Annotated in this window: 21 protein-coding genes; 4 read left to right on the top strand and 17 right to left on the bottom strand. The window is 54.2% G+C overall.

Translation table 11 applies throughout. The features are described 5' to 3' along the window. Positions 1–29: 29 nt before the first annotated feature. A complete protein-coding gene (locus J0L72_06635; GenBank protein ID MBN8690455.1) occupies positions 30–1,763 on the bottom strand; it encodes a hypothetical protein in 1,734 nt (577 codons plus the stop codon). Positions 1,764–1,842: 79 nt separating this feature from the next. Here J0L72_06635 and J0L72_06630 point away from each other — a divergent pair, with 79 nt between their 5' ends. After that, complete coding sequence (locus J0L72_06630) at positions 1,843–3,795, top strand: GGDEF domain-containing protein (protein ID MBN8690454.1); 1,953 nt, start codon at positions 1,843–1,845, stop codon at positions 3,793–3,795. Here J0L72_06630 and tsaE read toward each other — a convergent pair. The 4 genes from tsaE to J0L72_06610 are packed head-to-tail and all read right to left on the bottom strand — an operon-like array spanning position 3,792 to position 7,610. After that, entirely contained in the window at positions 3,792–4,199 is a 408-nt protein-coding gene (tsaE, locus tag J0L72_06625; GenBank protein ID MBN8690453.1) for a tRNA (adenosine(37)-N6)-threonylcarbamoyltransferase complex ATPase subunit type 1 TsaE, read from the bottom strand. The two genes, J0L72_06630 and tsaE, sit on opposite strands and share 4 nt — an antisense overlap. Further along, entirely contained in the window at positions 4,196–5,395 is a 1,200-nt protein-coding gene (locus J0L72_06620; GenBank protein MBN8690452.1) for a (Fe-S)-binding protein, read from the bottom strand. Before J0L72_06620 ends, tsaE begins: the two co-directional genes overlap by 4 nt. Before the next feature lie 17 nt (positions 5,396–5,412). Next, complete coding sequence (locus J0L72_06615; protein ID MBN8690451.1) at positions 5,413–6,177, bottom strand: FAD-binding oxidoreductase; 765 nt, start codon at positions 6,175–6,177, stop codon at positions 5,413–5,415. Beyond that, entirely contained in the window at positions 6,177–7,610 is a 1,434-nt protein-coding gene (locus J0L72_06610) for an FAD-binding protein (GenBank protein MBN8690450.1), read from the bottom strand. Before J0L72_06610 ends, J0L72_06615 begins: the two co-directional genes overlap by 1 nt. 41 nt (positions 7,611–7,651) lie before the next feature. Between J0L72_06610 and tmk the strand changes: the two genes are divergently transcribed. After that, positions 7,652–8,248, top strand: coding sequence for a dTMP kinase (gene tmk / locus J0L72_06605; GenBank protein ID MBN8690449.1), 597 nt, complete (start codon positions 7,652–7,654; stop codon positions 8,246–8,248). Here tmk and J0L72_06600 read toward each other — a convergent pair. Next, entirely contained in the window at positions 8,228–8,686 is a 459-nt protein-coding gene (locus J0L72_06600; protein ID MBN8690448.1) for a chemotaxis protein CheW, read from the bottom strand. The two genes, tmk and J0L72_06600, sit on opposite strands and share 21 nt — an antisense overlap. A 243-nt stretch (positions 8,687–8,929) precedes the next feature. Here J0L72_06600 and J0L72_06595 point away from each other — a divergent pair, with 243 nt between their 5' ends. Then, positions 8,930–10,507, top strand: coding sequence for a globin-coupled sensor protein (locus J0L72_06595; protein MBN8690447.1), 1,578 nt, complete (start codon positions 8,930–8,932; stop codon positions 10,505–10,507). Here J0L72_06595 and J0L72_06590 read toward each other — a convergent pair. The 8 genes from J0L72_06590 to J0L72_06555 form a co-directional block, all read right to left on the bottom strand. Continuing rightward, positions 10,504–11,793 (bottom strand): adenylosuccinate synthase, encoded by a 1,290-nt coding sequence (locus J0L72_06590; GenBank protein ID MBN8690446.1) that lies wholly within the window; start codon positions 11,791–11,793, stop codon positions 10,504–10,506. The two genes, J0L72_06595 and J0L72_06590, sit on opposite strands and share 4 nt — an antisense overlap. Before the next feature lie 65 nt (positions 11,794–11,858). Further along, on the bottom strand, positions 11,859–15,290 hold the full coding sequence (locus J0L72_06585) for an efflux RND transporter permease subunit (protein MBN8690445.1): 3,432 nt from the start codon (positions 15,288–15,290) through the stop codon (positions 11,859–11,861). Positions 15,291–15,293: 3 nt separating this feature from the next. Beyond that, a complete protein-coding gene (locus J0L72_06580; protein ID MBN8690444.1) occupies positions 15,294–16,745 on the bottom strand; it encodes an efflux RND transporter periplasmic adaptor subunit in 1,452 nt (483 codons plus the stop codon). 3 nt (positions 16,746–16,748) lie between these two features. Next, entirely contained in the window at positions 16,749–18,056 is a 1,308-nt protein-coding gene (locus tag J0L72_06575; GenBank protein MBN8690443.1) for a TolC family protein, read from the bottom strand. Next, positions 18,053–18,298 (bottom strand): AbrB/MazE/SpoVT family DNA-binding domain-containing protein, encoded by a 246-nt coding sequence (locus tag J0L72_06570; protein ID MBN8690442.1) that lies wholly within the window; start codon positions 18,296–18,298, stop codon positions 18,053–18,055. Before J0L72_06570 ends, J0L72_06575 begins: the two co-directional genes overlap by 4 nt. Positions 18,299–18,402: 104 nt before the next feature. Continuing rightward, positions 18,403–18,663 (bottom strand): 50S ribosomal protein L27, encoded by a 261-nt coding sequence (rpmA, locus tag J0L72_06565; GenBank protein MBN8690441.1) that lies wholly within the window; start codon positions 18,661–18,663, stop codon positions 18,403–18,405. Between the two features lie 5 nt (positions 18,664–18,668). Then, entirely contained in the window at positions 18,669–18,986 is a 318-nt protein-coding gene (gene rplU, locus J0L72_06560; protein ID MBN8690440.1) for a 50S ribosomal protein L21, read from the bottom strand. Positions 18,987–19,069: 83 nt separating this feature from the next. Continuing rightward, positions 19,070–19,330, bottom strand: a complete 261-nt coding sequence (locus tag J0L72_06555; protein ID MBN8690439.1) for a hypothetical protein — start codon at positions 19,328–19,330, stop codon at positions 19,070–19,072. A gap of 107 nt (positions 19,331–19,437) precedes the next feature. Here J0L72_06555 and J0L72_06550 point away from each other — a divergent pair, with 107 nt between their 5' ends. Beyond that, positions 19,438–20,373, top strand: coding sequence for a Gfo/Idh/MocA family oxidoreductase (locus J0L72_06550; GenBank protein MBN8690438.1), 936 nt, complete (start codon positions 19,438–19,440; stop codon positions 20,371–20,373). On the opposite strand, the gene J0L72_06545 is transcribed toward J0L72_06550, so the two are convergent. From J0L72_06545 to J0L72_06535, 3 genes are all read right to left on the bottom strand, one after another. Continuing rightward, positions 20,315–21,367, bottom strand: a complete 1,053-nt coding sequence (locus tag J0L72_06545; GenBank protein ID MBN8690437.1) for a hypothetical protein — start codon at positions 21,365–21,367, stop codon at positions 20,315–20,317. The genes J0L72_06550 and J0L72_06545 overlap by 59 nt on opposite strands. A 205-nt stretch (positions 21,368–21,572) precedes the next feature. Beyond that, positions 21,573–22,544, bottom strand: a complete 972-nt coding sequence (locus J0L72_06540; GenBank protein ID MBN8690436.1) for a KpsF/GutQ family sugar-phosphate isomerase — start codon at positions 22,542–22,544, stop codon at positions 21,573–21,575. After that, the gene (locus J0L72_06535; protein ID MBN8690435.1) at positions 22,534–23,532 is read right to left on the bottom strand and encodes an arginase; all 999 of its coding nucleotides are present in this window, start codon (positions 23,530–23,532) and stop codon (positions 22,534–22,536) included. The genes J0L72_06540 and J0L72_06535 overlap by 11 nt, the downstream gene beginning before the upstream one ends. Between the last annotated feature and the right edge of the window lie 5 nt (positions 23,533–23,537).

Here is a 23,537-nt window from a genome sequence, read left to right as displayed (position 1 = left end):
CTCCCCGCGCTGGCCCAAATCTTTTTTACTTATGGGCTAACTCGGAGCCATTCGTCCCAATATGTATCGATCGCGAGCTTCAGTGGATTGTAATCGGTTTGCAACGAGGTAAATAGCCCGCCGGTAGAGTAGTCAATCGCAATCCCAGTGCTGCCAAGGGATTGAGCGTTGTGCCCTTCCCAAACCACCGCATCGTCCAAATCGGCGAGCACCTGAGTCGCAGCACCGGCGACATCGCTTTGCATCCCAGGCGCATTCTTTAGCCGAGTACAAATGTCGCCAAGATCGTAGTACTTTCGCACTCCGGTTTGGCTGAAGCTCTTAGCATTCGCGCGGATGTCTGCCAGCGTCGAAAGAATCAGGTTTCGGCGGTTGATCAAAGTAACGGCGAGTTCACTTACAGAATTCGCCAGTGCTGGCAATTTGGATGATTCAATCACGCTTTGAGTGATCTTTCGGCTGGTGTACCGAGGATCGTTAACCATTCCATCGACAAACGACTTTGAAAGGTTTCGAGTGCTGGCCGTCGCATTGTCCCTAAACGGTCTAAAGACGTCGTCGTACGGATACCCTTCGCCCGGAGGACTCTCTTCGCTACCGATCACGTAGTCCGCATTTGATCGAACTTCGTAGGCTACTTCGAGCATTTGCATCAAGCTAGAATCCCACGCCAAAAAGTCGAAGTGGTTCGATCCGAGCGCACTGTCGAGCTGATAAATCTGAATTGCGTTCCCAGTCTGATCGTCGTAGCTGACGGCCCGAGTTGAATTCGCACTTCGTTGCCAGCCGTTCCCGTGATTCCAGACGATCAATCCGTACCGATTTGCCGGGTAATTGGCCTTACCCCAGGAGATGAAGTCGGCAAGTGTCGAGGGCAAACCCATATCGACTGAAGTGCCCATGTTTTGGACAAGCTGGCTGGCGATGTTGTTGGTGACATCAGGCTTCGCCAGATACCGCCGAGTTCCGTTGAAAGTGCTGGATGGGAAATTCGACTGCGACTGCTTCCACTGAACCACGAATCGAACATTTGGATTCCCTGCGACCTCTTCGATCTGGTTCATGTTTAGGGTCGAATAAGGATAGAGATCATTGGCCGCATTCATGTACACCAAGATCGTCCATTCGCTAGTCGTAGTACCAGTCGCCGTGACGGTGATCGGCAAGGTTTTTGTTAGCGAATCTGGGCCGTAGTTGACCACCAAGTTGCCACTGCCGGGTGAACCTGCAAGCGCGATTTTCGTGCTCGCATCAACAGTCACGTTTCCATTCGCCGAGAAAGTCAATTGGCTCGGTGAGGCAAAGTGGGCCTTGCCAGATGCACCAACGAGATGAGCGGCATATTGCTGGGTCGTACCCTGAGGAATGATGCTCACACCAGGCGTGATGACGATATCGGTGTTCACCCCACCAACTTCAGAAACGAACGTTTCCGTGCCAGTGGGCTGAATGATTGCAGTGATTTCGCCTAAGGATGGGCTCGATCCGGTCATGTCCGAGTGAAGTGTGACCTTGACCAGATAGCGTCCGTTTTCAAGTCCACCAAAGTCGCCGATCTCGTCAACATCCGTCGACTTGATGAGCCGGGTACTCATCGCAGAAGTCGAGAGATTTGTGATCTGGACAATCTGGCTGCCACTCGTGCTGTTCCAGTTCGTGCGGTAAGAAATCGTGTTACTCCCGCCGCCGTTTCCCGATCCACCACATCCCACTAAAAGGAGGAGGACTATCGAAAAAATCCCAGCAAAAATCTGTGACTTCATTTGAGCTAAAGATACCTGCCGCAAGAATTGATAGAGTTGCCTGCAGAAAGTACTGAACTGAGCCGACATTTACCTTGGGTTGAGCGAAAATCCGAAGATCGCGTGGTTGCACGCCGTCTTTGCGGAATTAGGAATCAGGACAACGGATGGCATTTCGCCTTGGACGGCGGAAGGATATCCAGTATTGGTTCCACTTCCAGAAGGCGAGCAGCTGATATTGGATCTTCCGGAACCAGGTCTTCTCAGCAATCTAGATCCGAACTTGATCGGGGTTGCTGTGACCGACGGTTACGGCAGAATAAAGAGGACTTGGGGCCTTGCGTCCCGTCTTGAGCTCCTTTCTGCCGGCTCCACCCTCCTCGAAACTCCTTTAGCCAACCTCGTTGAAGCTGCTGCGCAACGTGGCGAAGGCGGTTGCCTGTTCCTTGACGGCTATCGGTTCTACAGCGCTTCTTCGCGCGCGGGACGTACACGCGATGTGCTCCTGTTGGTGACCGATGCCCAGGAAGAACTCAAAATCCGAGCAAGCTCAACCCAAAATGCACGCTCGGCAGAGCTCTTCCGAAGGATCGGCAAAGCCCTCGCCATGCACCAGACGCTCGACGAGTTGTCCGTTCTGGCGGTCCACGAAATCGCCAGCGCTTGCGGACTGGCCGCCGTTCTGCTCTGGGGCAAAGGCACCGACGAAGACAAGCTCAACCTAAAAGCTCACGTCGGCGTCAACCGGCAAGGCGCCCGATTGCTCGAAACGCTTGAACCTGAATCGAAGGTTTCATGCACGGCAGAACTTGTCGCCATGAAGCGGCAACCGTTCTGGACGTCGAACGTCAGCGAAGGGTTGCTCACAAACCAGCTGGAAGCAAAATTCTGCTACCTCAAGCCGAAAGGGATGGGTTGCTTGCCACTCACCATTGGCGATAAGGTGATTGGAATTTTGGAGGTTGTGGGCCGCGAGGAAGACACGGGATTCCTGGAAGCGAAGGAGCTGTTCGAGACCCTCGCCGAGCACCTAGCGCTTGCCTTGAACACCGCGTTGATGTTCGAGAGTGTCGAGCGTATGGCGAGCTTTGACCCGATGACGGGAATTGCAAATCACCGTGCGCTCCAAGAGTTCATGACCTCGCGTGTGAGCGAATCAGAGCGAACGGGCACCCAGCTCGGCGTCTTGATGATCGACGTGGACCACTTCCGTGCGTTCAACGAAGAAGAAGGCCATGATGCCGGAGACTTCGTGCTTAAGGAAGTAGCCAAGAAGATCAAAGACACATTGCGGCCTTATGACCTTCCCGCGCGCTATGGCGGCGAGGAATTTAGCGCGGTGCTACCAGGTCTAGATCTGCACTACAGCACCGAAGTTGCTGAACGCCTCCGCCGTGCCATCGAGTCCATCGAATACTTGAGTCCGAATGGTCGCTCCAGACACGTGACCGCCTCAATCGGTGTCGCAAGCTATCCGGAGACGGCAAGAGATTGCCAATCTCTGCTGAAGGCTGCGGATGTCGCGCTGTTCAAGGCCAAGAGGGCTGGACGAAATCGCGTAGTGTATTACGAGGGTCAATTTAAGGAAGAGCCGAAGGTCACGGACCTCGAAGACACCTCGTGGCTCGAAGATTGGCTGCGTGAAGATGAACGCAAAATTAGCGATGCGCTGTGGGAATATCTGCGGCCGTATGCTAAGCATGTGAGCGAGCAACTTGCCCTCAGCAAGAACCAACAGCAGATATTGGAGAACCTCATCAAGGTCTATCCTGGTTATCGCCGCATGATGGCCGAGAACGATCCCGAGTTGATGCGCTCATTGGAACTGGCCGCTGAATTCCGGCCGTTGCTCCCAAGCCTCATGACGATGAACGAGCGCTTCGACGGCACCGGACCAATGCAGATGAAGGCGCAAAAGATCCCGTTACTTGCCCGCGTTCTTTCCGCCCTGATCACGCTTGCAGAAGATCAAGGCGAACCACTCGTGCGCGATCCTGCCCGGTTTGATCCCGAAATCGTGACGATGATTACCGAAGTGAGTGAAGCGGCTTAGCGGCTGACGGTTACTCGTCGCCCACTACCGGCGAAGTCGATTCTGACCACGAAGCACTGTTCTGAATCGACCAAACCTTCCGCGCGGTCGGGCCATTCGATCAGGCACAAGTGATCTGCAAAGAACTCTTCCATGCCGATTCCCATGGCGGTATCCAGTCGGTACAAATCAGCGTGCATTACCGGTGGCTGAGTGTCAAAAATCTGCATCAAGTTGAAAGTCGGAGATCGGACTCCTTCGACAACTCCCAAAGACTGCAACACTCCTCGAACGAGCGTCGTCTTTCCCGCGCCCAAGTCTCCAATGAGGAGCACGCAATCACCCGTCTGCCACTCTTTGGCGAGCGCCGCTCCAAGTTGCAACATGTCGGATTCGCTCGCGACATCGAAAACGCGCTCGCTCATTGCCTCATTCCCGAAAACGCGGATTCTAGGACCTCGGCAAGGTGCATCACCTTGATGACAGAGCCATGCTCCTCGCTCGCTTGCTGAATCCAGGCTTGGCACCCAGGATTGCCCATGACCACAATTTTGCAATCTGTTTGTTCGATATTGGACCACTTCCGATCGAGTAGTTCGCGGGCCATTTTGGGCTGAGTCACGTTGTATGTTCCAGCACTTCCACAACAAAGATCGGCTTCCGGCAATTCCACCAATTCGATGCCTGGAATTGCTTCCAAGAGCCTTCTGGGCGGGGTCGATACTCGTTGGCCATTCACCAGATGGCACGCGTCGTGGTAAGTGATCTTTGACTCCATTCCTTTCGCGGTCTGAAGCGATTCGAGGAGACCATTTTGCTCCAGAAACTCGCTGATATCCATCACCCTACTCCCTACTTCAGCCAGAGACTGATCGAGGTGGACGTATTCCTTCATCGTGCTTCCGCATCCCGCCGAGTTCACGATGATTGGCGTCCGTTCAGGCAACTTTTTGGCAAGTTCCAACGCACTCTTGCGCGCTTCTTCAGGGTAGCCAGAGTGCGACCAAAGCGCGCCGCAACACCCATTCTCTACTCGCACTGCTTTGAACCCAACCCGGCGCAGCAGTCGTTCCGTCGCCTCGTGGACCGGATCAAACAACACAGACATCACGCAGCCGCTCAGCAGGGCAACTTCTCCCCGGATTGGCGGTAGCGCGGACTCATCAAGTGCGGGCCAGTCGGGTAGTTTCTGTGGCGAAGGAATCCGTGCTTCAGCAGGCTGATGACTCACAAATCGCTGCATGAATGAAGGGAGTTTCCTGCCTGGCAACAACCCCGCAGCACGGAACTGAAAATCCGCAAGTTTTCGATTCGTGAGCACCTTGAGGAGCAACTTGCGAATGAAACTCGGATCCTCGGCAACCAGCTTCGATTTGGCGATTTCGAAGATCGCGCCATATTCCACTCCACTTGGGCAGGCCGTTTCGCACGCACGGCAGCCCAGGCATTTATCCATATGCGGGCGGACATCCGCTTTCCAGTCCAGAAGTTGCTCTTCAGCACTACGAATCAGATAGATTCGGCCCCTCGGGCTCTCCGATTCCTCGCCGGAGATTTTGAACGTTGGGCAGCTTTCGAGGCAGAATCCGCATCGGATGCAATGACTCGTCAGCTCGCTCAAGGATTTAGGCGCGTCGCTCAAACCGCCTCCAAAATGCCAGGACTTAACTTGTGGCTTGGGTCAAAAACCTGCTTGATCCGATCAAAGATCTTCGGGTTTGATAATGGATCGCCCGCTCGGCCGTCCAGCCGCCGAATCCAGTCTCCGTCGAAGCGACGGGAAGGACGATTTGCAAACCAAATCGTTTGAAATTCTGGATTCGTGAAAAGTGGTGAATTTTGGCTCGCCAATTCATAGTCCGCTGGCAACACTCTTTGCACCCAGGTTGAATTTGGAACCTGGGCGACGTTTCGGTCGGGCACGACCTGCAGTGGAACCAATTGGAACGTAATCTCGAGTGGAATTGCGACTGTTCCCATCGCGCCTACGATGAATTTGTGGAGGTCAAAGCCGGCGACGCTCTTCGCGACGTTTGCACCCGACTTTGCGACACTGCCGTCCGCGAGCATGAACTGGATCGCCATCACCGAATACGGCCATTCGCCCAGCGGGGTCGACCAGATGTTGGGCATGCCCGAATTGACCAGATCGCCCAAAGTTAGTGAGCGATCGACCGGCAAGAACGGAAATCCTAGCCCGAGTTTTTCAAGTTCCTTTGCGGCCACTTCGAACGGGATTCCCGCCGAAAAACAGCCGAAAAAGTCCGACTTCTCGATCCTCATTGGACTGGTCAAACCGGCTAAATCCAAATTGCACGGTTGCTCGCGTGTCGGCACAAAGTGCACAGCAGACTGCTCTTTCACCCAATTCGATAAATCTTCGACGGTTTGCGGACGAAACATTAGGTCGCCACTCCTCGCCACCGGCGCATATGCTCGACACACCCTTTTTGATCGGGGATCACCTTACAGGGATTGCACAAGCCAGCAGTATTGGTGAGATTTCGGCAAAGAGTTTGCGCGGCGAGATCGCTCTGCGAAAACATCAGTTTCATCAAATCGAGTTTCTCAACGCCGATGCCGTGTTCGCCGGTGACTGACCCGCCGAGTTCGATGCATCGCGCGATGATCTTAGTTCCAGCATCAACGACGGCTTGAACCTGACTCGGGTCGCGATCATCGAAGTAAAAGCAAGGGTGCAAATTTCCATCACCGGCGTGAAATAGGTTAGCCACCCCGACCCCAGATTCCCCTGCGACTTCGTACACAAAGTCCAGCATTTCGGGAAGCTTGCTGGGCGGGATCACGCCGTCGTGGGTGACGATCGACGGGGCCAGTCGGCCCATCGCGCCGATGCCCTTCTTGCGAGCGAGCCACATCTTCTTGCGCTCGGACTCATCCTTGGCGACTTCGAATTGAAGGCAGTTATTGCTCCGGCAAACCGACTCAACTATTCCGATTTCCTTGGTCGCACTCGATTTTGACCCGTCGCATTCCACCAGCAAGAGTGCTTCTGTCCCGGCCGGATACTCCAATCCGAAGGCGGCATTGAGTGCCTTCAGAATGTTGCGATCCATGATTTCGAGAGCCGCCGGGACCGCTCCGCCAGCGATGATCTGGCTCACGGAGGTGGTCGCATCACGCGTAGACCCGAAGCTCACCAGCGCGGTTTCGACATGCTCCGGCAGCGGTGTCAGCTTCACCCAAGCCTCGGTGATGATCCCCATCAACCCTTCCGCCCCGATCATCAACGCGATAAGGTCAGGTCCCGCGGAGCCGCGGGCGCCACCCCCGAGTTCGAGCAATTCACCGTCACCGGTTACGACCGTCAATCCCAGAATGTGCGGCGCAGTCACTCCGTATTTCAGCGTATGTGGACCGCCGCTGTTCTCGGCGATGTTCCCGCCAAGAGTTGAAACCGATTGCGAAGACGGATCGGGCGCGAAATGGAGGCCGTGTTTGGCAACCGCAGCAGTGATCGCGACATTCACCGTGCCAGTTTCCGCGCGCAATCTCCGGTTTGGAAGATCAATGCTGAGAATCCGGTTCATCCGTTTGGTCGACACAACGACTCCGCCTAGAGCGGGCATTGCGCCACCGCTTAGCCCGGTGCCTGCCCCTCGCGCGGTGAAAGGAACCTCATGCTCCAAGCACCACCGCACGATATTGAGAACCTCTTCGGTGGATTCGGGAAGGACGACAAAGGCAGGCTTGTTACGATCAACGGTGTAAGCGTCGCAATCGTAGGCGCGCAAAACCGCCGCTCCGCCCAGAATTTGGTCGGGACGCAGTACGCGCTGCATTGAGCTCTGCCATTGGTCTTCTGGGAGCCTCACCTCAACATTTTAGCGTAGGAACCCCCAAGGTAACCTAAGGCGTGTTTGTCACTTTTGAGGGGATTGATGGGGCGGGAAAATCAACCCTGATCGCGGCGCTGAAATCCCAGCTGGAGCGAGAAGGATTCTCGGTGGTCGTCACCCGAGAACCGGGCGCAGGCGCGCTTGGTGGATCGATCCGAAATCTCATCCTTAATGGCGGACATATCAGCGCACGTGCGGAGCTCTTCCTGTTCCTGGCTGACCGATCAGAGCATGTTTCCACTTTGATCCGGCCTGCGCTTCAAGCCGGCAAGATCGTTTTGTGTGACCGATTTGCAGATTCGACCGTGGTGTACCAGGGCTATGGCCGAGGCTTCGACATCGAGCAGTTACGCGAGTGGAATTCATTTGCGACCGATGGTTTGGTGCCAGACGTCACTTTTTTGCTGGATCTCAGCCTAGAAATCTCTGCCGCGAGAGCCCAAAAGGGGGATCGCCTCGATCTTGAGTCTTTCGAATTCCGCCAGCGCGTTCGGCATGGGTTCTTAAATGAGGCCGAGCGCGAACCAAAAAGATGGTTCACGCTCGATGCATCGCTATCGCCGGAGTCGCTACAAGAGCAGGCGCTAAAGCTGTTACGCAGCAGACTTGTCTAGCTTCTTGGTTCGATCTCGAATCGCTTTTGGCACGACGAAGTTCGAATCCAACAAGGCGACAAGCCCGTGGTTTGTTTTGGCAATTCCAGAGAGGAACGGATCGTCTTTCAGTGCCCAGCCTTCTGGCGCGGGCTCAATTTCCGAGGACTCGATCGCTTCGATACCCTGCACGGAATCCACTACGAGGGCAACCCGAAGCTCGCCCGACTGGACAATCACAAAGGTCTTTTCATCCTTCGTACTCTCCATGTCGAATCGAAGCCTGAGATCAAGCACAGGCAACGTCGTGCCTCGAAGATCAAATACGCCTCGGAGCATTGCTGGAGTGCGTGGAATCCGAGTGACAGGCACCTCATTCATGATGCGCTCTACGGACTCAATCGGCAGGCCATAGCTTTCTGGCCCGACACTAAAAATGACAATCTTTGTTTCTCCCATGGTCTCTACACCGTATGGGAGATTCCACTTGGTCGTCGGCTAACAGCACGTAAAGAATACGTGGCAAATCACAATCCTAGCAATTGTCTTTGCAAATGAAATCCACACGATTTTGTATTCAAAAAATCGCAAGAATTGTTCGAAATTTCGCACTATTTCAGTACATCTGCGAGTCAAATCCCCCGACAATTACCTCAGGAGATGCGAAAAGCGAATCTCAGCTTTTCGTTCTGAAAATTCACCATGGCAAAGCTAGTCCAACAATTTGGCATCAACGAATCCGAGCGCGCAAAGCGAATCAAGATTAACCGAATCACCGATAAAGATCGAAAGGCACTAAACGATCTCGGCAAAATTCTGCGACCAAAAATGGGAACCATCGTCGATGCGTTTTACGATCATCTTGGACAATATCCAGAAGCGCTGCAGATCGTTACGAACGCCGGCAGCAACATTTCCGCGCTAAAGAAGACCAATCCGAGCTTCTTTGAAGCCATGTTCGAAGGCAAGTTTGATGAAGCCTATTTCGAAGGGCGATTGCTGATCGGTCAAATCCACGCACGAATCGGTTTGGAGCCGAAGTGGTTCTACGCTGCTATGAGCACGTATTACGATGTCATCACGCCGATGATCGTGGCGTCCAAGAAATTTAGCCCTGCCGGACTGGTCGACGTTATGACCGCCTTCCAGAAGGCTCTCAACTTGGACCAAGAGCTGATCATTGAAGCCTATATTGAATTCGGTTTCATCGCCGAAATCCGCCGGACAGTCGAGGAATCTCAGCGAATCGCTCAAAACCTACAAGCGTCGATCTCTGCACTACGACAAGGTAGCGAAGAATCCGGTCATGCCGTTCAAGAACTAGCGAGCGTTTGCGAGCAACTCGCCATTGCATCCACGAACCAAAGCATGGAAACGCAATCTGCCGCGTCCTCAATCACAGCGCTGGCCAACAATGGTAACCAGATGAAGTCTTCGATGACCGTGGAGGAAGCTGCCATGAAATCGGCTACTGAATCCGTTCGAGCAGTACAAGCCAAAATCGCTGAGATCGATCGCCAGGCTGCAGTTTGGGAAGAGATTCGCGAAAAGGTCGCCGCTATGGAGCGGGTTCGACACACCGTCACAGAAACTGCTGGCCACGTCCAACAGATGAACGTGCGCAGCGAAGAGATTGGTCGAATTGTCCAGACCATCGACGATATCGCATCGCAGACCAATTTGCTGGCCCTCAATGCCGCCATCGAAGCGGCCCGCGCCGGCGAACATGGCCGAGGATTTGCGGTTGTCGCCGAAGAAGTGCGTAAGCTTGCAGAGAACAGCTCGAGCGCAACAAAGGAGATTACGAGCTTGATTCTTGCAGTCCAATCCGGTAGTCAAGAAGCTAGCAGCTCGATGGAAGGCACTCTTGTGGACGTCGAAAACGCCGCCGAAGTCACCAACCAAGCCGTCAAGGTTCTAGAAGAGATCGCGACGATCGCGAGCGAATCCACCAAGCTCAATGATCAACTGACAACGGCAATGACACAGGTCAACAAGATCAAGGAAGAAAATGCCGAGAATCTCGAATCAATCTTCGGTCAGGTAACCGAATCCAATTCCGCCATTGATAACATCGCACAGCTGACTGAGCAGAACTCAGCGGCGAGCGAAGAAGTCAGCGCTTCGACCCAAGAGATGGCTGCACAGATCGAGCTATTGCTCAGCAGCGTTCATGAAATCGAGCAAGAAATGGTCACGCTCAATAACGTCATGGAGCGAGCAAGCGCAGCGATCAACAAGAACAATACGGACAGCACCAATCTGCGACTTGCAGCTTAGTGCCAGAACAGTTCGCGCCGAACGACGATAGTCTCCTCGCGTTCTGGACCGATGCTCACCACCGCTACGGGTGTCTTTGTGAAGTTCTCGATGAACTCCAAATACACCCGGGCGGAACGTGGCAAATCATCCACCATTCGGCAAACGGAAAGATCTCCGTCCCAGCCTTTGAGAGTCTCGTAGACAGGCTCAACTGCCGCCAAGTCATCGATATCTGAAGGGATGTGGTGGATCAAATTGCCGTTCAGTCGGTAGCCGGTACAGACGTTCAACTCCTCAATCCCCGCTAAAACATCTAGCCGCGTCAGCACTAGTCCGCTGAGCGAATTGATACGGCAAGACTGCCGCAAAGCCACCAAATCGAGCCATCCACACCGGCGACCACGCCCTGTTGTTGTCCCGTACTCATTCCCTTGTTCTCGGATTCGAGCTCCGATTTCGTTGTCGAGTTCAGTTGGAAACGGTCCGCTTCCAACCCGGGTGGTGTACGCCTTGCAAACTCCCAGAACCGAATCGATATCTCTCGGACCGACACCCGAACCGATGCACGCTCCTCCAGCGGTTGGATAGCTACTCGTGACGTAGGGGTAGGTGCCTTGATCCAGGTCAAGGAAAGTGCCTTGCGCTCCTTCGAACAGCACGCGCTCGCCACGCTCAATCGCATCTTGTGCGACGACATCAGTGTCGCAAACTAGTGGGCGAATTCGGTCGGCGTACTGGCTGTATTCGGTGTAGAGCTCGTCGTAATTGATTTCGGATTGGCCAAACATTGCCAACATCCGATTCTTGACCGTTAGAACTTCTTTGAGCCGCACCGCGAAACGATCTGGCCGAACGAATTCACCCATGCGAATCCCGATTCGAGCGACCTTATCTTGGTAGGCGGGGCCAATTCCCCGGCTCGTTGTGCCGATTTTGTTGTGGCCACGAGCTTCTTCTTCGAGCTGATCCAATAAGCGGTGGAATGGGAACACAACGTGCGCCGCTGCCGAGATCATCAACTTGCCAATGTTCGGGCGCATCTCGATGGTGCGGTCAAGCTCAGTTAAGAATCCGACCGGACAGATGACCATCCCGTTGCCCAAAATGGAAGTCGTGTTCTCGTGCAGGATTCCGCTCGGGATCAGGTGGAACTTAAAAACATCCTTGCCGACGATAACCGTGTGTCCGGCGTTGTTTCCGCCGCTGTATCGCACAACGACGTCTGCCCGGGAACCAAGGACATCAATGATTTTTCCTTTGGCCTCATCGCCCCATTGGGCACCGACAATCACAAGACTTGGCATGGCAACAAAAGGGTTGGGACCAATCTCTCGGTCCCAACCCTTTCATTATGACATACCCAGGAATCTCAGCCCACGTATTCTTGCTCTTCGACGACCTTCTTCTTTTTGCGGAGTAGACGCCGGGGTGATGCTCCCTTTCCGTCCGGACCCGCAAACCGCTGGCTCAGGTCATCGAACACTGTGTAAGCCGCCGGAATGACCAACAGCGTCAACAGGGTCGAAAGGGTAATGCCACCGATAATCACGATGCCCAATGTTTCGCGGAATTCTGATCCGCGACCGACAGCAAGTGCGACTGGCAACATGCCCAGAATCACCGCCAGCGTCGTCATCATGATTGGCCGCAACCGGGTTCGGCCCGCTTCCACCAGCGCGGTGTGACGATCCTCGCCTCTTGCCCTAAGAGTGTTGGTGTAGTCCACTAGCAAGATGGCGTTCTTGCCGACCAATCCCACGAGAGCGATCAAACCGATCATCGACACGATGTTCAGCGCTTTATCTGTGAGCACCAACGCCAGCAAGGCACCGACGAATGCCTGTGGCTGTGCGAGCTGGATAATGAACGGGTAGATCAAGTTGTCGTACAACGACGCCAACACCATGTAGACCAAGACGAATCCGATCATGAAGGTGGTCATCATGTATCCCATCTCGCGGGCTTGAACGTCGGCCTGGCCGAGCGGCTTGATCTTGACGCCTGCTGGAACCAGGGCTTCTTTCTTGAGCCATTGGTCGATTTCCGCTTGAACTGTTCCTGGGGCATATCCCGTGAGCAGGTCCGTCGTGATCCGAATTTCTTCTTGACGGTTTCGACGTTCAACCTTGTCCACGGTTGTTCCGGAGTCTAGATTCGCCACTTGCGGCAAGAACACCGGATTTCCTCGCGAGAAGGTGACTGGCACTGATTCCACCAAATCCGGGTTGTTTCGGTCGGCGAGGTCCATCATCACACGGATCGGATACTCACGCCCCAACTCTCGGAATTTGACATCGTCGTTACCTTCGTACAGCATTCGCATCGAAGCGGCGATGTCGGCAGTCGTCATACCGGATTCAGCCATTCGGTCGCGGATCGGAATCGCGCGGAGTTCTGGCTTACCCGGCTTCGAGCTGCTCTCCGGTGAAATCACACCTTTGATTTCTCCTGCCTTGAGGCGATCCACGATCGTATTGACCGTCTTCGCAAGAAGCACGCGATCATCGCTGGCAAACGACATTTGAATCGGCGCACCAAATCCAAAACCGCTGATTGCCGAGACTCTAACTTTCGCACCTGGCACCTTGCCGATGGACTTGATAAAGTCGGCCACGATGGACCTATCTGTGCGCGTTCGCAGGGGCTTTTCGTGATGCACCCAGAACATAAAGCTGTCCAAAATGGCTTTCTTTTCATGCAGCTTCACGCGGATTTCGGCCAGGTTGGTACCCCTTGACCCTCCGCCACCGCCGAACTGCCCAGTCCAAACACCAACACGTGAAGTGATCGTTTCGACATCTGGATGCTTCATCGCAATTTGTTCAAGGCGTTTGGTCACATCCAACGTTTGAGCCAATGTAGCGCTTGGGGACATCTCTGCCGTAATCGTCACAAGGCCTTGGTCGGTACTCGGGGCGAATTCAAACTTGAACATCGCTTCCTGCTTCCAACTACCATAGAGGTGCCCAAGACCAGAGGCGAGTGGGAACACCAAGGCGAACAGGGCTGCACCCCACAAGATTCTCCATCGAACATGCTTAGTAAAAAGCAAGGTCACGACAAAAGCAATGAGTCCTATAGTGACGGTGTTCTGCATCATTGGCAAAGTGTTCTTTATGGCATCACCAATATTCGACGCCGAGCCGCCACCAATGAACATGAACACCGCGATCAGCGAAACAAAGCCCGAAATAAACACGAACCAGCGATTTCGGAGTGCACGCTCCAAGACCGAGGCGTAGCCGTTTTCGAGCTTGCGGAATCGACCATTGAACCAGTTTGCAAAACGGCTTTCATGGCCTTCGGCATCTTCGCCTTCCTTGTACCATCGGCTCGCCAACATCGGCGTCACGGTGAAACTCACAAAGAGCGAGAGCATCACAGCGACGGCGAAGCCGATTCCGAGTGGCTTGAAGAACTGGCCCACAACGCCGCCCATGAAGCCCATCGGCAAGAACACAACGACGTCTGCGAGGGTGATCGCAATCGCGGCCAGACCGATTTCGCCACGACCGTTGATCGCAGCTTCTACGGGTGATTCACCCATCTGCAAGTGTCGATAGATGTTCTCGAGAACCACGATCGAGTCGTCCACCAGAACGCCGATTGCCAACGACATCGCGAGGAGCGACATGTTGTTCATCGTGAAGCCGAGGATGGCCAGCACCATGAACGCGGCAAGAAGACAGACCGGAATCGCAATCCCCACGATCATCGTCCCGCGGAAGTTGTGCAAGAAGATGTAAACGATCGCGGTGACCAAGAAAACGCCGATAAAGAGCGTCAACAGCAAGTCAAAAACGGATTCCTTGACGCGGATCGACTTGTCTTCGGTTACGGTGAACTTGACTCCAAATTCCTTTTCTACCTTTGGAATCGTGGCTTTGATACCGTCCGCCACTTCCACCGCGTTTCCTTCCTTGGCCTTTTGAACGGTCATCACGATGGATGGGTTTCCACCGACGCGGCTGTACTCGCGGAGTTCTTTGACCGAGTCCGTCACTTCGGCCACATCACCAAGCCTAAAGGTAGCGCCGGCGTCAGGGTCACGGCCATCGTTCACACGGATCACCGTGTTGCGGATGTCATCCAGAGTCTTGAATTCACCCAAAACTCGAACAGAGACTTCTTCATCGCCAGAGTTGATTCGGCCGCTCGGGAGGTTCAAAGTAGCGGCAGAAATCGCCCGCTGCACATCCATGATGCCGATGCCATAGCTGAGCAATCGGTCCTTCTTGATCCGAACTTGAATCTCGCGCTCTTCACCACCGGAGATCGAAACTTGTCCCACGCCTTTGAGCCGGGCAAATTGATCTTTGATCTTGTCATCGGTCAGGTCGCGCAGCCGTTCTGGATTCAGGCTAGATGAACTCACCGCCATGACCATGACCGGATCACTCGCGCCGTCGATCTTCGAAATCGAAGGACGCAGGGCGTCTTTTGGCAGGTTGCCGATGATCTGGTCGACGCGAGCCCGAACGTCGTTGAGGGCAACGTCCATGTTTGTGCCGACTTCAAAGTTCGCCACAACCACCGACACCGCTTCTTGCGAAGTCGAGGTGATCTCCAAAAGGCCATTGACACCCGAAATCGAGTCTTCGATTCGACGACTCACGAGTGTGCTGACCTCGTCTGGACCCGCACCTGGGTAAACGGTCGAGACCGTCACCACACCAAATTGCACTTCAGGATTTTCTTCCTGACGCATCTTGGAGATAGCAAAGATGCCTCCAAAAACCGCCAGACACATCATCATCAAGATGAAGATCGGGCGGGTAATCGCAACTTTTGTAAGACCCATGGGTTACTTTTCTCCGCCGGTTGGCAACGCGATCGGGTTGCCATCAACCAGCAAATTCTGTCCGCTGATGATGAGGTTTTCGCCGCCATTCAGCCCGGATTTGACTTCAACTCGTTCGCCCTTTGTCAATCCAAGATCGACAATCTTCATCACCGCCTTAGAGCCTTCGGCAACAAACACGACGTTTTTGTCTTCGCGCTTGACGACGGCCAATTTCGGGATGGCAACTACACCGTTCCTCTCGCTCAGCTGTACTGATCCCCGAGCGAACATTCCAGCCTTCAACGAAGGCGGTACGCCGTCAATCTGAATTCGGACCTTGTACAGTCGCCCCAAAGTCTGAGCTGCTGGGTTGATCGCCAAGACGGTTCCATTGAAGTACGAGCCCTTCAGCGCGTCTACCTGAATGTTGACTCGCTGCCCTTGCTGAATTTGAGAAACAGAGACTTCGGGGACATCGCCTTCGAAGTACATTCCATCGCCACCAATCAGCCGGCAAATCGGCGTTCCAGGTCCCGCGTAGGTGCCCGGTTGAAGCGGCTTGCCCGATACTTTGCCCGAGAATGGTGCTCGAACTTTCGAATCTTCCAATGCTTGATCAGCCAGGTTAATCTGCTCTTGCGCACTTCTCAGTTGCGCCCGCGCACCGTTCACCCGCTCGCTGTATTGACTATCGAGCCGTTGATTCGCTAATGCTGACTGCAAGTTTTGCCTTGCGGACTCAACTTGGTTTTCAAGGACCTTGATGTCTTCTTGGCGTGTAGCGTTGATTGCAATTCGATACGACTCGACCGCAGACTCGTACTGAGCCTGCGCGTTGGCATATGCCAGTCGATATCGATCCATCTCTCGCTCACTGATCGCGCCTTCGTCTAGAAGCGTTTGACCGCGGTCGAGATCCTTCTTGGCGATATTCAGGGCTGTCTTTGCGGCATTGAGCTGGGCTTCCGCCTGGCGTCGTTCCTCGTTTCGTGCGCCGTTTCTAGCTTTTAGCAATTGTGATTCTGCAGATTGGAGCTGTGCTCTTGCGGCACGGACAGCGGCGAGGGAACGCTCTGGCCCCACTCGAGCGTCGTTCATGGCTTGCTGCAGCTGACTCTGCGCGGCATCGTACTGCGCCTGAGCCTGAGCGCGCCGTGAGCGATAGTCGGCAGATTCTTGAATGGCGATGATTTGACCCGCGGAAACGCTGTCGCCGTCCTTCACATACACTGCAGTGAGCTTTCCGCCGACCGAAGCAGTGACGGTGGCGTCTTCTGAGCTCACCAAGCTACCGGTGACTTCCAGATTGTCCGACCACTCTCCGGTGACCACTTTGGTGACTTGCACAGCGATTTTTGAGTCGCTCAAAATCGCCTGAGTTTCTTTAGATTCGGCTTGAGCCGCTCGGTTGACGCACCCCGAAAGACCGAGGGAAGCAACAAGGATAAACGCAATGGTAATAGATCGATTCATGGGTTAGTTGGTTGTGGTCTTGGTCGTCGGAAGCTCATCAATTCCTACTGCTTTTTGGAGTGCGGCGACGGCAATCAGGTACTCAGACCGCGCTGCGATCAGTGCTCCAAGTGCCGACCGGAGGTCAGCATCCGCCAGCGTGACGTCGAGCAAAATTCCTTCGCCAGCGGAAAACCGCAGCTCAGCAAGACGGAGCGCTTCGGCTTGTAGCTCTACCGTTTTTCGCGCAAATCGCAGTTGGTTTGTCGCGTTGGTCAACCGGACAACTGCGCTCCGAATCTCTAAGTCAATGCCGAGTTTCGTCTTGTCGAGGCTCAGTTGAACTTGGTTTTCTGCCTCTTTGGCGGAACGAATCTTTGCCCGCGTGATTCCACTGTCCCACAGCGGATAGCTCAAAGTCGCGGAGAAAACAACGTTGTTCGCACGCACGCCAAACGCCGGATCAATCGTGTGGGTGTACCGGGTGCCAAAGCTCAAGGAGGGCGAGTTTCCGCTCCGCTCGGCATAGGTGTAGAACTCGCGCGCCTTCTTCAGGAGTACGAGCTGTTTCAGTTCTGGCCGGAATTGTTGCGCGAGTTCTGCCAGAGTCTTTTCGTCCAGCAACACTTCTGGCAGAGAATCGGAGCGAACCTCTCGGAACGGCGTGTCAATCTCAAATTCTGTGTCGATGGGCCGATCCATCGCATTGTTCAGCACTTGCTTCGACAAAGTGACCGCAGTCGTTGCCGAAAGCTTGTTGGATTCGGCTCGGGTGACCTCGGTTTCCAGCCTCAAGACATCAAATTTCGGAATGTCGCCAGCGTTGAATCTCTTTCGAGCAACTTCAAGGCGTGCTGTCGCAGCATCGTAGGCTTCCTTCAGGACCTCCTGGTTCCACTCGGCGCGGAGAACGCCGTAAAACGCTTCTCGCACAGAAAGCCGGACCTTGTTCTTTTCGACATTCACGGCTTCCAGAGCAGCGCGCTCGTTCGCATTTGCGCCTTGCCATGCCTTTCTGCTCACTCCGACGAGGTCGATCGGATAGCTCAAATTCAGGGTAGCGCGCTTGGCATCAATTTGCCCCTGCCCACCGCCGAACGAGATCGTTCGATCGAGGTATCGCTCGTATGATGCCGAGCCGTCCACCCGAATTCCTAGGAATCCTCGCGCTTGGTTCGAAAGCTCCACCGCTTGCTTGTATTGCGATTGAGCGATCTTGACTTGGCTAGAGTTTTGGATGGCGATCTCGACGGCTTGGTCGATGTTAAGGGTTTCTTGCGCCTGGATTGCTGATGCAGCCAGCACAAAAAAAGCGATGAGCGAACGCTTCAACTCAGCTCCTCCTTGACTGGTTCGGCGTTGATCAGGTTCTCGTAGGCAGCTTCGTATTGATCGATGACTTGCCGCATGCGTGAGAGAGTCCCGATGGACAGGCAACCGTGGGTAGGATCACGCATCACGATCAATTTGTCGCCCGGTTTGATTTGAAGTTCAGCACGCGCTTCGGCTGGAATGACGATCTGTCCGCGCTCACCAACCGTCACTGAACCATAGAAAAGTGTAGAGATATCCATACCTCAAATGTGTATTATCTCATACTTTTCATACTAGCCCTACCGAGACAAAAAGGAAGCAGGTCAAAAGACCTGCTTCCTTTACCAAAATTTAATTTCTAGAGTTAGTTTGCTTGGTACGGATAAACGCTCATTCGTCGCTTATCTTTTGGACCTTCAACCTTGATTTGTCCGTCGACGAGAGCGAACAGTGTGAAATCCTTGCCCTTGCCGACATTCTCACCTGGGTGGAATTCGGTACCGCGTTGTCGAATCAAAATCGTGCCAGCCTTGACGACTTCACCAGCGTAGCGCTTGACGCCAAGTCGCTGGGAATTCGAATCTCGACCGTTCTTAGATGAACCTTGACCTTTCTTATGTGCCATTGAGCTTACTTGCCTCCGATAACGTCAAGAACCTTGACGAATGTTTGCGGCTGTCGGTGTCCCCATCGCTTGCGGACGTTCTTCTTCGCCTTATAGTTGAAAGCGCTGATCTTAGGAGCTTTGCCTTGGCGAACAATCTCCGCCTTGACTTTGGCACCCTTCACAAACGGAGATCCGACCTTGACCGAAGTACCATCAACGACCATTACGACCTCGTCCAGATCAATCTTGGTGCCGGCTTCGCCGTCAATCTTCTCGATTACGAGAATCTCGTCTTTGGCCGCCTTAAGCTGTTTTCCACCGGTCTTGACAATTGCAAACATGAAATCTATCCTCGCCGCTTTGGTTTTCACGCGTCATGCATGGAGCGGCAATCCGAGAGTATGGCACCAACTGGTCGCCCGCGTCAAGCGCGAGGTGACGGAACATCTACCAAAAACGATTCTTGGTTTTTGTCTAGCTCATCGCTCGTTCGGAAAATCGTTACTTCGCAGACGCTCTCATCAGTGACGACAATCTTGACCATCCGGGTCACGCGTTGCACCCGATTCGGCTCTTGTACACTTGCAAGCTCAACTCTGGGTTCCACAGGTCGCTCCGCAAGGGGCGTGCGATTGTCTCTCACTTGAGGGAACAAGATCGCCCCAGTTGCTGCAAGAAGCGCCAATAACTTAGTCCATAAGTAGCCGGTCATAAAAACAGATAGCGCAAATTTCGCCCAAATTGTTCCCGAGACTCAAGAATCCGTTCGGGCATTCGCGACAAAATGAAATCATGTCCATCAAGATCGGATTGTTAGGCACCAGCCACGTTCATGCCGGTTCGTACGCCAGAGCGCTTTCAAACCACCCTTCCGCAGAACTGTCGGGACATTTCGAATCCGATCCGAACTACGCGCCAAAATTCGATTCCACACCATTCGCGAGCGCTTCTGAATGCGTGGCTGCCAGCGATGCCGTGATCATCTGCGGCAAGACCGTGGAGCACCTCGCGATGATCGAATTGGCAGCCCAAGCGCAAAAGCCGATCTTGTGCGAAAAGCCGGTTCCATTTTCTGAGCAGGAATCGAACCGAATTCGCCAGATTGTCGAATCCAACCAAGTGCTTTTCATGACGGCGTTTCCGTGCCCATTTTCTCCTGCATTCCAGTCGGCATTGAAGCGCATTCAGAATGGCGAAATAGGCAAATTGGTTGCGATTGCCGCGACAAACCGGGCGCGATTTCCAGGACTCTGGTACGACGACGCTAAGCTGAGCGGCGGCGGCGCCATGATGGATCACGTGGTTCACGTTGCCGATCTGTTGCGCAGAATTACGGGCCAGTCACCGAATCGGGTTCACGCCAATGCGCATCCTGCGGGCAACGAAAAAGTGGCGATGCTTACGCTCGATTATGCGGATGGGACGTTCGCGACCTTGGATTCTAGCTGGTCAAGACCCAAGAGTTACAAGACTTGGGGTGACGTCACTTTGAACATCGTCGGTGAACTCGGAGTTATCGAACTCGATCTTTTTGGTCAGACGATGGACGTTTATGGAAGCTCGCTGAGCCTATCAGGATACGGGCCTGATCTCGACCAATTTATGGTGAACGAGTTCGTCAGCGCGATCCAAGAAAAACGCGCACCAAGCGTAACGCTCGAAGATGGCCTTATGGCTTCGCAGGTGGTTTGGTCGGCTTACCAGTCCCTGAGCCCTGCGTCGGCTTAGTCTGCGCCGTCCACCTAGAGATCGACCGAAGCGAATCGCGATTGTACAAAACGGCTTGTCGTGGGTCCTTTGCTGGCACCCAAACCAGCAGTCCAGCACGCACTGATCGCAACCCGACATCTTTGGGCAATTCGAGTTCCAGCCCCGAAGTCGTGTTTCGCACCACGGTCGAACTTGATGACACGACTGCCACCAAAGTGATGTCATCGCCTGGGAAGCTCACTTCTCCACGAGTCTCGAAAAGGTTCGTTCGAACTCCAGCCGGAGCTGTGACCGAGGCCACCAGATTCATCCCGTAGTTGGTTTTTTCGACGACTCGGATCAATTTGCTATCTGCGCTGATTTCAGCTCTCTTTGGAAATCGGCCGACTGGTGTGAACTTAAATGCCCCAGCCGAAAAATTGTTGATTCCCCAAGAGTCGCTGGTGGTCGCTAGCGAATACAAGCCGTTCGCGGTCGGATAGAGCTGGTCGTCAACTGGACCTGTGGCGTCCGAGATTGTTCGTGTCACCGCCAGAGCCTCGTACCAAGGCGATTTCTTGCTCAGATCAACCCGAATCAATCCTTCTAGCCACGGCTTTTTTGCTTTGTCTTCCCAGCGAACCAACATGTAGAGCATGTCGCCTACTTGCTCCCAACCCGCGAGCGAAGAGACTTCCCGAACGACGCTTCCTGCAGTGACTTTTCTGGCGATCTCGTCAATTTCCGTTCGGCTCAAGAATTTCGGCGAGGCAGTCATTTCTGCAAACCGCGCGGTTCGAACGCTGGGGCCGACCGTAACAGACAGTCCACGGCCGCTCCAAGCGAGCGTCGCGTTTGGATGTTTCAGTTCAAATGCGGTGGGGTGCGCCTTGGGCCAGATTCGCGAATTGACCTTTGTGACCTCGCCGCCCGGTTCCGTCAAGATGAAGAATCCATCTCGAAAATCCATCGCAACCGCCGGCGTTTGAACCGGTGTCTGAGTCGAAAGCGTCAAAAGTAGTGCGGGTAGCATAAGGAACCGATCAACCGATGGACTGCAAAGATTGCCCTCGATATGAAGATAGACGTTGCAAAGACGGCAAACTGAATCCACAAAGCTGGGGTAGCGCTGTGGAAGTCGCCAACCAGTTTGGTATCAGGTCCATCTGTACGTTCAACGATTTTAGACAAAAGTTGGTCGATACGCGCATCAATGTGCCGCAATCTCGCCGGAAGTCTTAGACAATTCCGCTTCGAAGCAGGTCTTTGAGCACCAGCATTCCAATCGGTTTGCCCTCTGAATCCAAGACTGGAATCTCGCCAATCTTGTTCTGTAGATTCTCGAACATTTCCAGCGCTTCGATCGCGAGCAGGTCGCTGCTGATCGTGCTGAACTTGGTCGACATAATCTGGTTCGCGGCAGCCCCAAACGGATCGGAGGAACCCAAGAAGTGACGCCGTATATCGCCATCACTCAAGAACCCGACCATCTTGCCATCACCATCAACCACACACGCTGCTCCAGCGCGAGCATTCGTAATTGCCTTCAGCACTTCGAGAATCGGTGCGCTCTCAATGACAACCGCGTTTTCATCGCCCGTCCGCATCACGTCCGAGACAGCGAGCAACAGTCTCTTTCCGAGCGCGCCGGCCGGATGGAATTTTGCAAAATCTTCTTGCTTGAATCCTCGCCGGTCCATCACTTCGATAGCCAAAGCGTCGCTGAGTGCGAGCATTGCTGTGGTACTCGTCGTCGGTGCGAGGTTGATGGAACATGCTTCTCGTGTGACGCCCGTGTCCAATACCAACGCGGCTAACCGTCCAGCACTGCTATTTGGGCGACCCGTGATCAGAATCGTGCGCGCTCCGATCGCTTGAAAACTCGGGAAGAGCTTCACGATTTCGTCGGTCTCGCCACTGTGGCTATACGCCAGCACGATGTCCTGATCAGTAATCATGCCCAGGTCACCGTGCACAGCTTCAGCGGCGTGCAAAAAGTGGCTCGGGGTGCCAGTGCTCGCCAGCGTTCCGGCAACTTTGCGAGCGATATGCCCCGACTTCCCGACGCCGCAAGTGATTACTCGGCCACTGCTCGCAAAAATCCATTCGACGGCTTTTTCAAACTCAGTCGTTGGAGCCTCGATGAGCGCCAGAATGGCATCGGCTTCTTCCCGAAGGACGCGCTTGAAGGTGCTGAGTTCAGAAGCCAATCTCGGGCCTCTTGCTCAAAATTCTCTTGCCAAACAATGACGCCACCCACTCAATCGCAACCTTTGCTGTGGCGTTGGCGCTGTCCATCATCGGGTTCACTTCGACAACATCCAGCCCTGCGAGCCTCAGGTTGACGCCGTCATCGCGAAGTCGATCCGCTAAAAACTCGGCGAGCATGTGACCTTCACGATAGCTCAGTCCACCACGGACGGCGGTGCCAGTTCCCGGCGCAAGCACCGGATCGAGTGAGTCCACGTCAAAACTGATATAGAGATCGGTGATTCCCTGGCGTTCGGCCCAAGTCCAAAACGCCTCCATTACCGGGCCGATGCCGTGCCGATCGATATCTTGCATTGTCGAAGCAAAACACCCTGAATAGCTGGCGATCCGGTCTGATTCGCTCGCGTCAACATCGCGCAGCCCAATCCATGCCACTTGCGATTCGGAAAGAGTCGGAGCAGCAAATTGCTGAATCAGATCCCGCCATTGCTCCGAAATCGGTGAAGCCGAAACCGTATCTTTTGTCCCTAACAGCGCAGCGATTGGCATGCCGTGGACATTGCCGCTCGGAGACCCGACCGGAGTGTTTAAGTCGGCATGAGCGTCGATCCAGAGTAAGCCGAATTTGCCGCCTCTTTGTGAGATCGCCTTGGCCGCGCCGGAAACAGTGCCGATGGAGAGCGAATGATCGCCACCGATAACGAGCGGCACATTTCCCTTAGAAATTGACTCGTAGGTCATTTTCTGGAGTGCCTCATAGAAGCTCATCGCTTCAGGAAATCCTTTGAGTCCACCCACTTCCGGCTCTGTGCGCCACTCCACATTTCCGAGATCAACCAGGCTTTCGCCGATCCACTGCTTGATCCAAGCGGATTGCTCGCTGCGAACTTCACGCTCCAGCACAAACCGAATGGCGTCCGGCCCCAACGCGCTTCCTGGATGCCTACCGCACCGATCAAATGGCGCGCCGATCAATTCGACCTTCATCACCA

The sequence above is a fragment of the Armatimonadota bacterium genome, assembly GCA_017303935.1.
Lineage (GTDB): Bacteria > Armatimonadota > Fimbriimonadia > Fimbriimonadales > Fimbriimonadaceae > JAFLBD01.
This window is presented reverse-complemented; position numbering and strand designations above follow the sequence as displayed.

Coding starts and splice junctions, on each gene's coding strand:
- J0L72_06535 (MBN8690435.1), bottom strand. CDS start 23,532: ATGAAGGTCGAATTGATCGGCGCGCCATTTGATCGGTGCGGTAGGCAT.
- J0L72_06585 (MBN8690445.1), bottom strand. CDS start 15,290: ATGGGTCTTACAAAAGTTGCGATTACCCGCCCGATCTTCATCTTGATG.
- J0L72_06570 (MBN8690442.1), bottom strand. CDS start 18,298: ATGGATATCTCTACACTTTTCTATGGTTCAGTGACGGTTGGTGAGCGC.
- J0L72_06595 (MBN8690447.1), top strand. CDS start 8,930: ATGGCAAAGCTAGTCCAACAATTTGGCATCAACGAATCCGAGCGCGCA.
- J0L72_06635 (MBN8690455.1), bottom strand. CDS start 1,763: ATGAAGTCACAGATTTTTGCTGGGATTTTTTCGATAGTCCTCCTCCTT.
- J0L72_06580 (MBN8690444.1), bottom strand. CDS start 16,745: ATGAATCGATCTATTACCATTGCGTTTATCCTTGTTGCTTCCCTCGGT.
- rpmA (MBN8690441.1), bottom strand. CDS start 18,663: ATGGCACATAAGAAAGGTCAAGGTTCATCTAAGAACGGTCGAGATTCG.
- J0L72_06590 (MBN8690446.1), bottom strand. CDS start 11,793: ATGCCAAGTCTTGTGATTGTCGGTGCCCAATGGGGCGATGAGGCCAAA.
- tsaE (MBN8690453.1), bottom strand. CDS start 4,199: ATGAGCGAGCGCGTTTTCGATGTCGCGAGCGAATCCGACATGTTGCAA.
- J0L72_06545 (MBN8690437.1), bottom strand. CDS start 21,367: ATGCTACCCGCACTACTTTTGACGCTTTCGACTCAGACACCGGTTCAA.
- J0L72_06600 (MBN8690448.1), bottom strand. CDS start 8,686: ATGGGAGAAACAAAGATTGTCATTTTTAGTGTCGGGCCAGAAAGCTAT.
- J0L72_06550 (MBN8690438.1), top strand. CDS start 19,438: ATGTCCATCAAGATCGGATTGTTAGGCACCAGCCACGTTCATGCCGGT.
- rplU (MBN8690440.1), bottom strand. CDS start 18,986: ATGTTTGCAATTGTCAAGACCGGTGGAAAACAGCTTAAGGCGGCCAAA.
- J0L72_06615 (MBN8690451.1), bottom strand. CDS start 6,177: ATGTTTCGTCCGCAAACCGTCGAAGATTTATCGAATTGGGTGAAAGAG.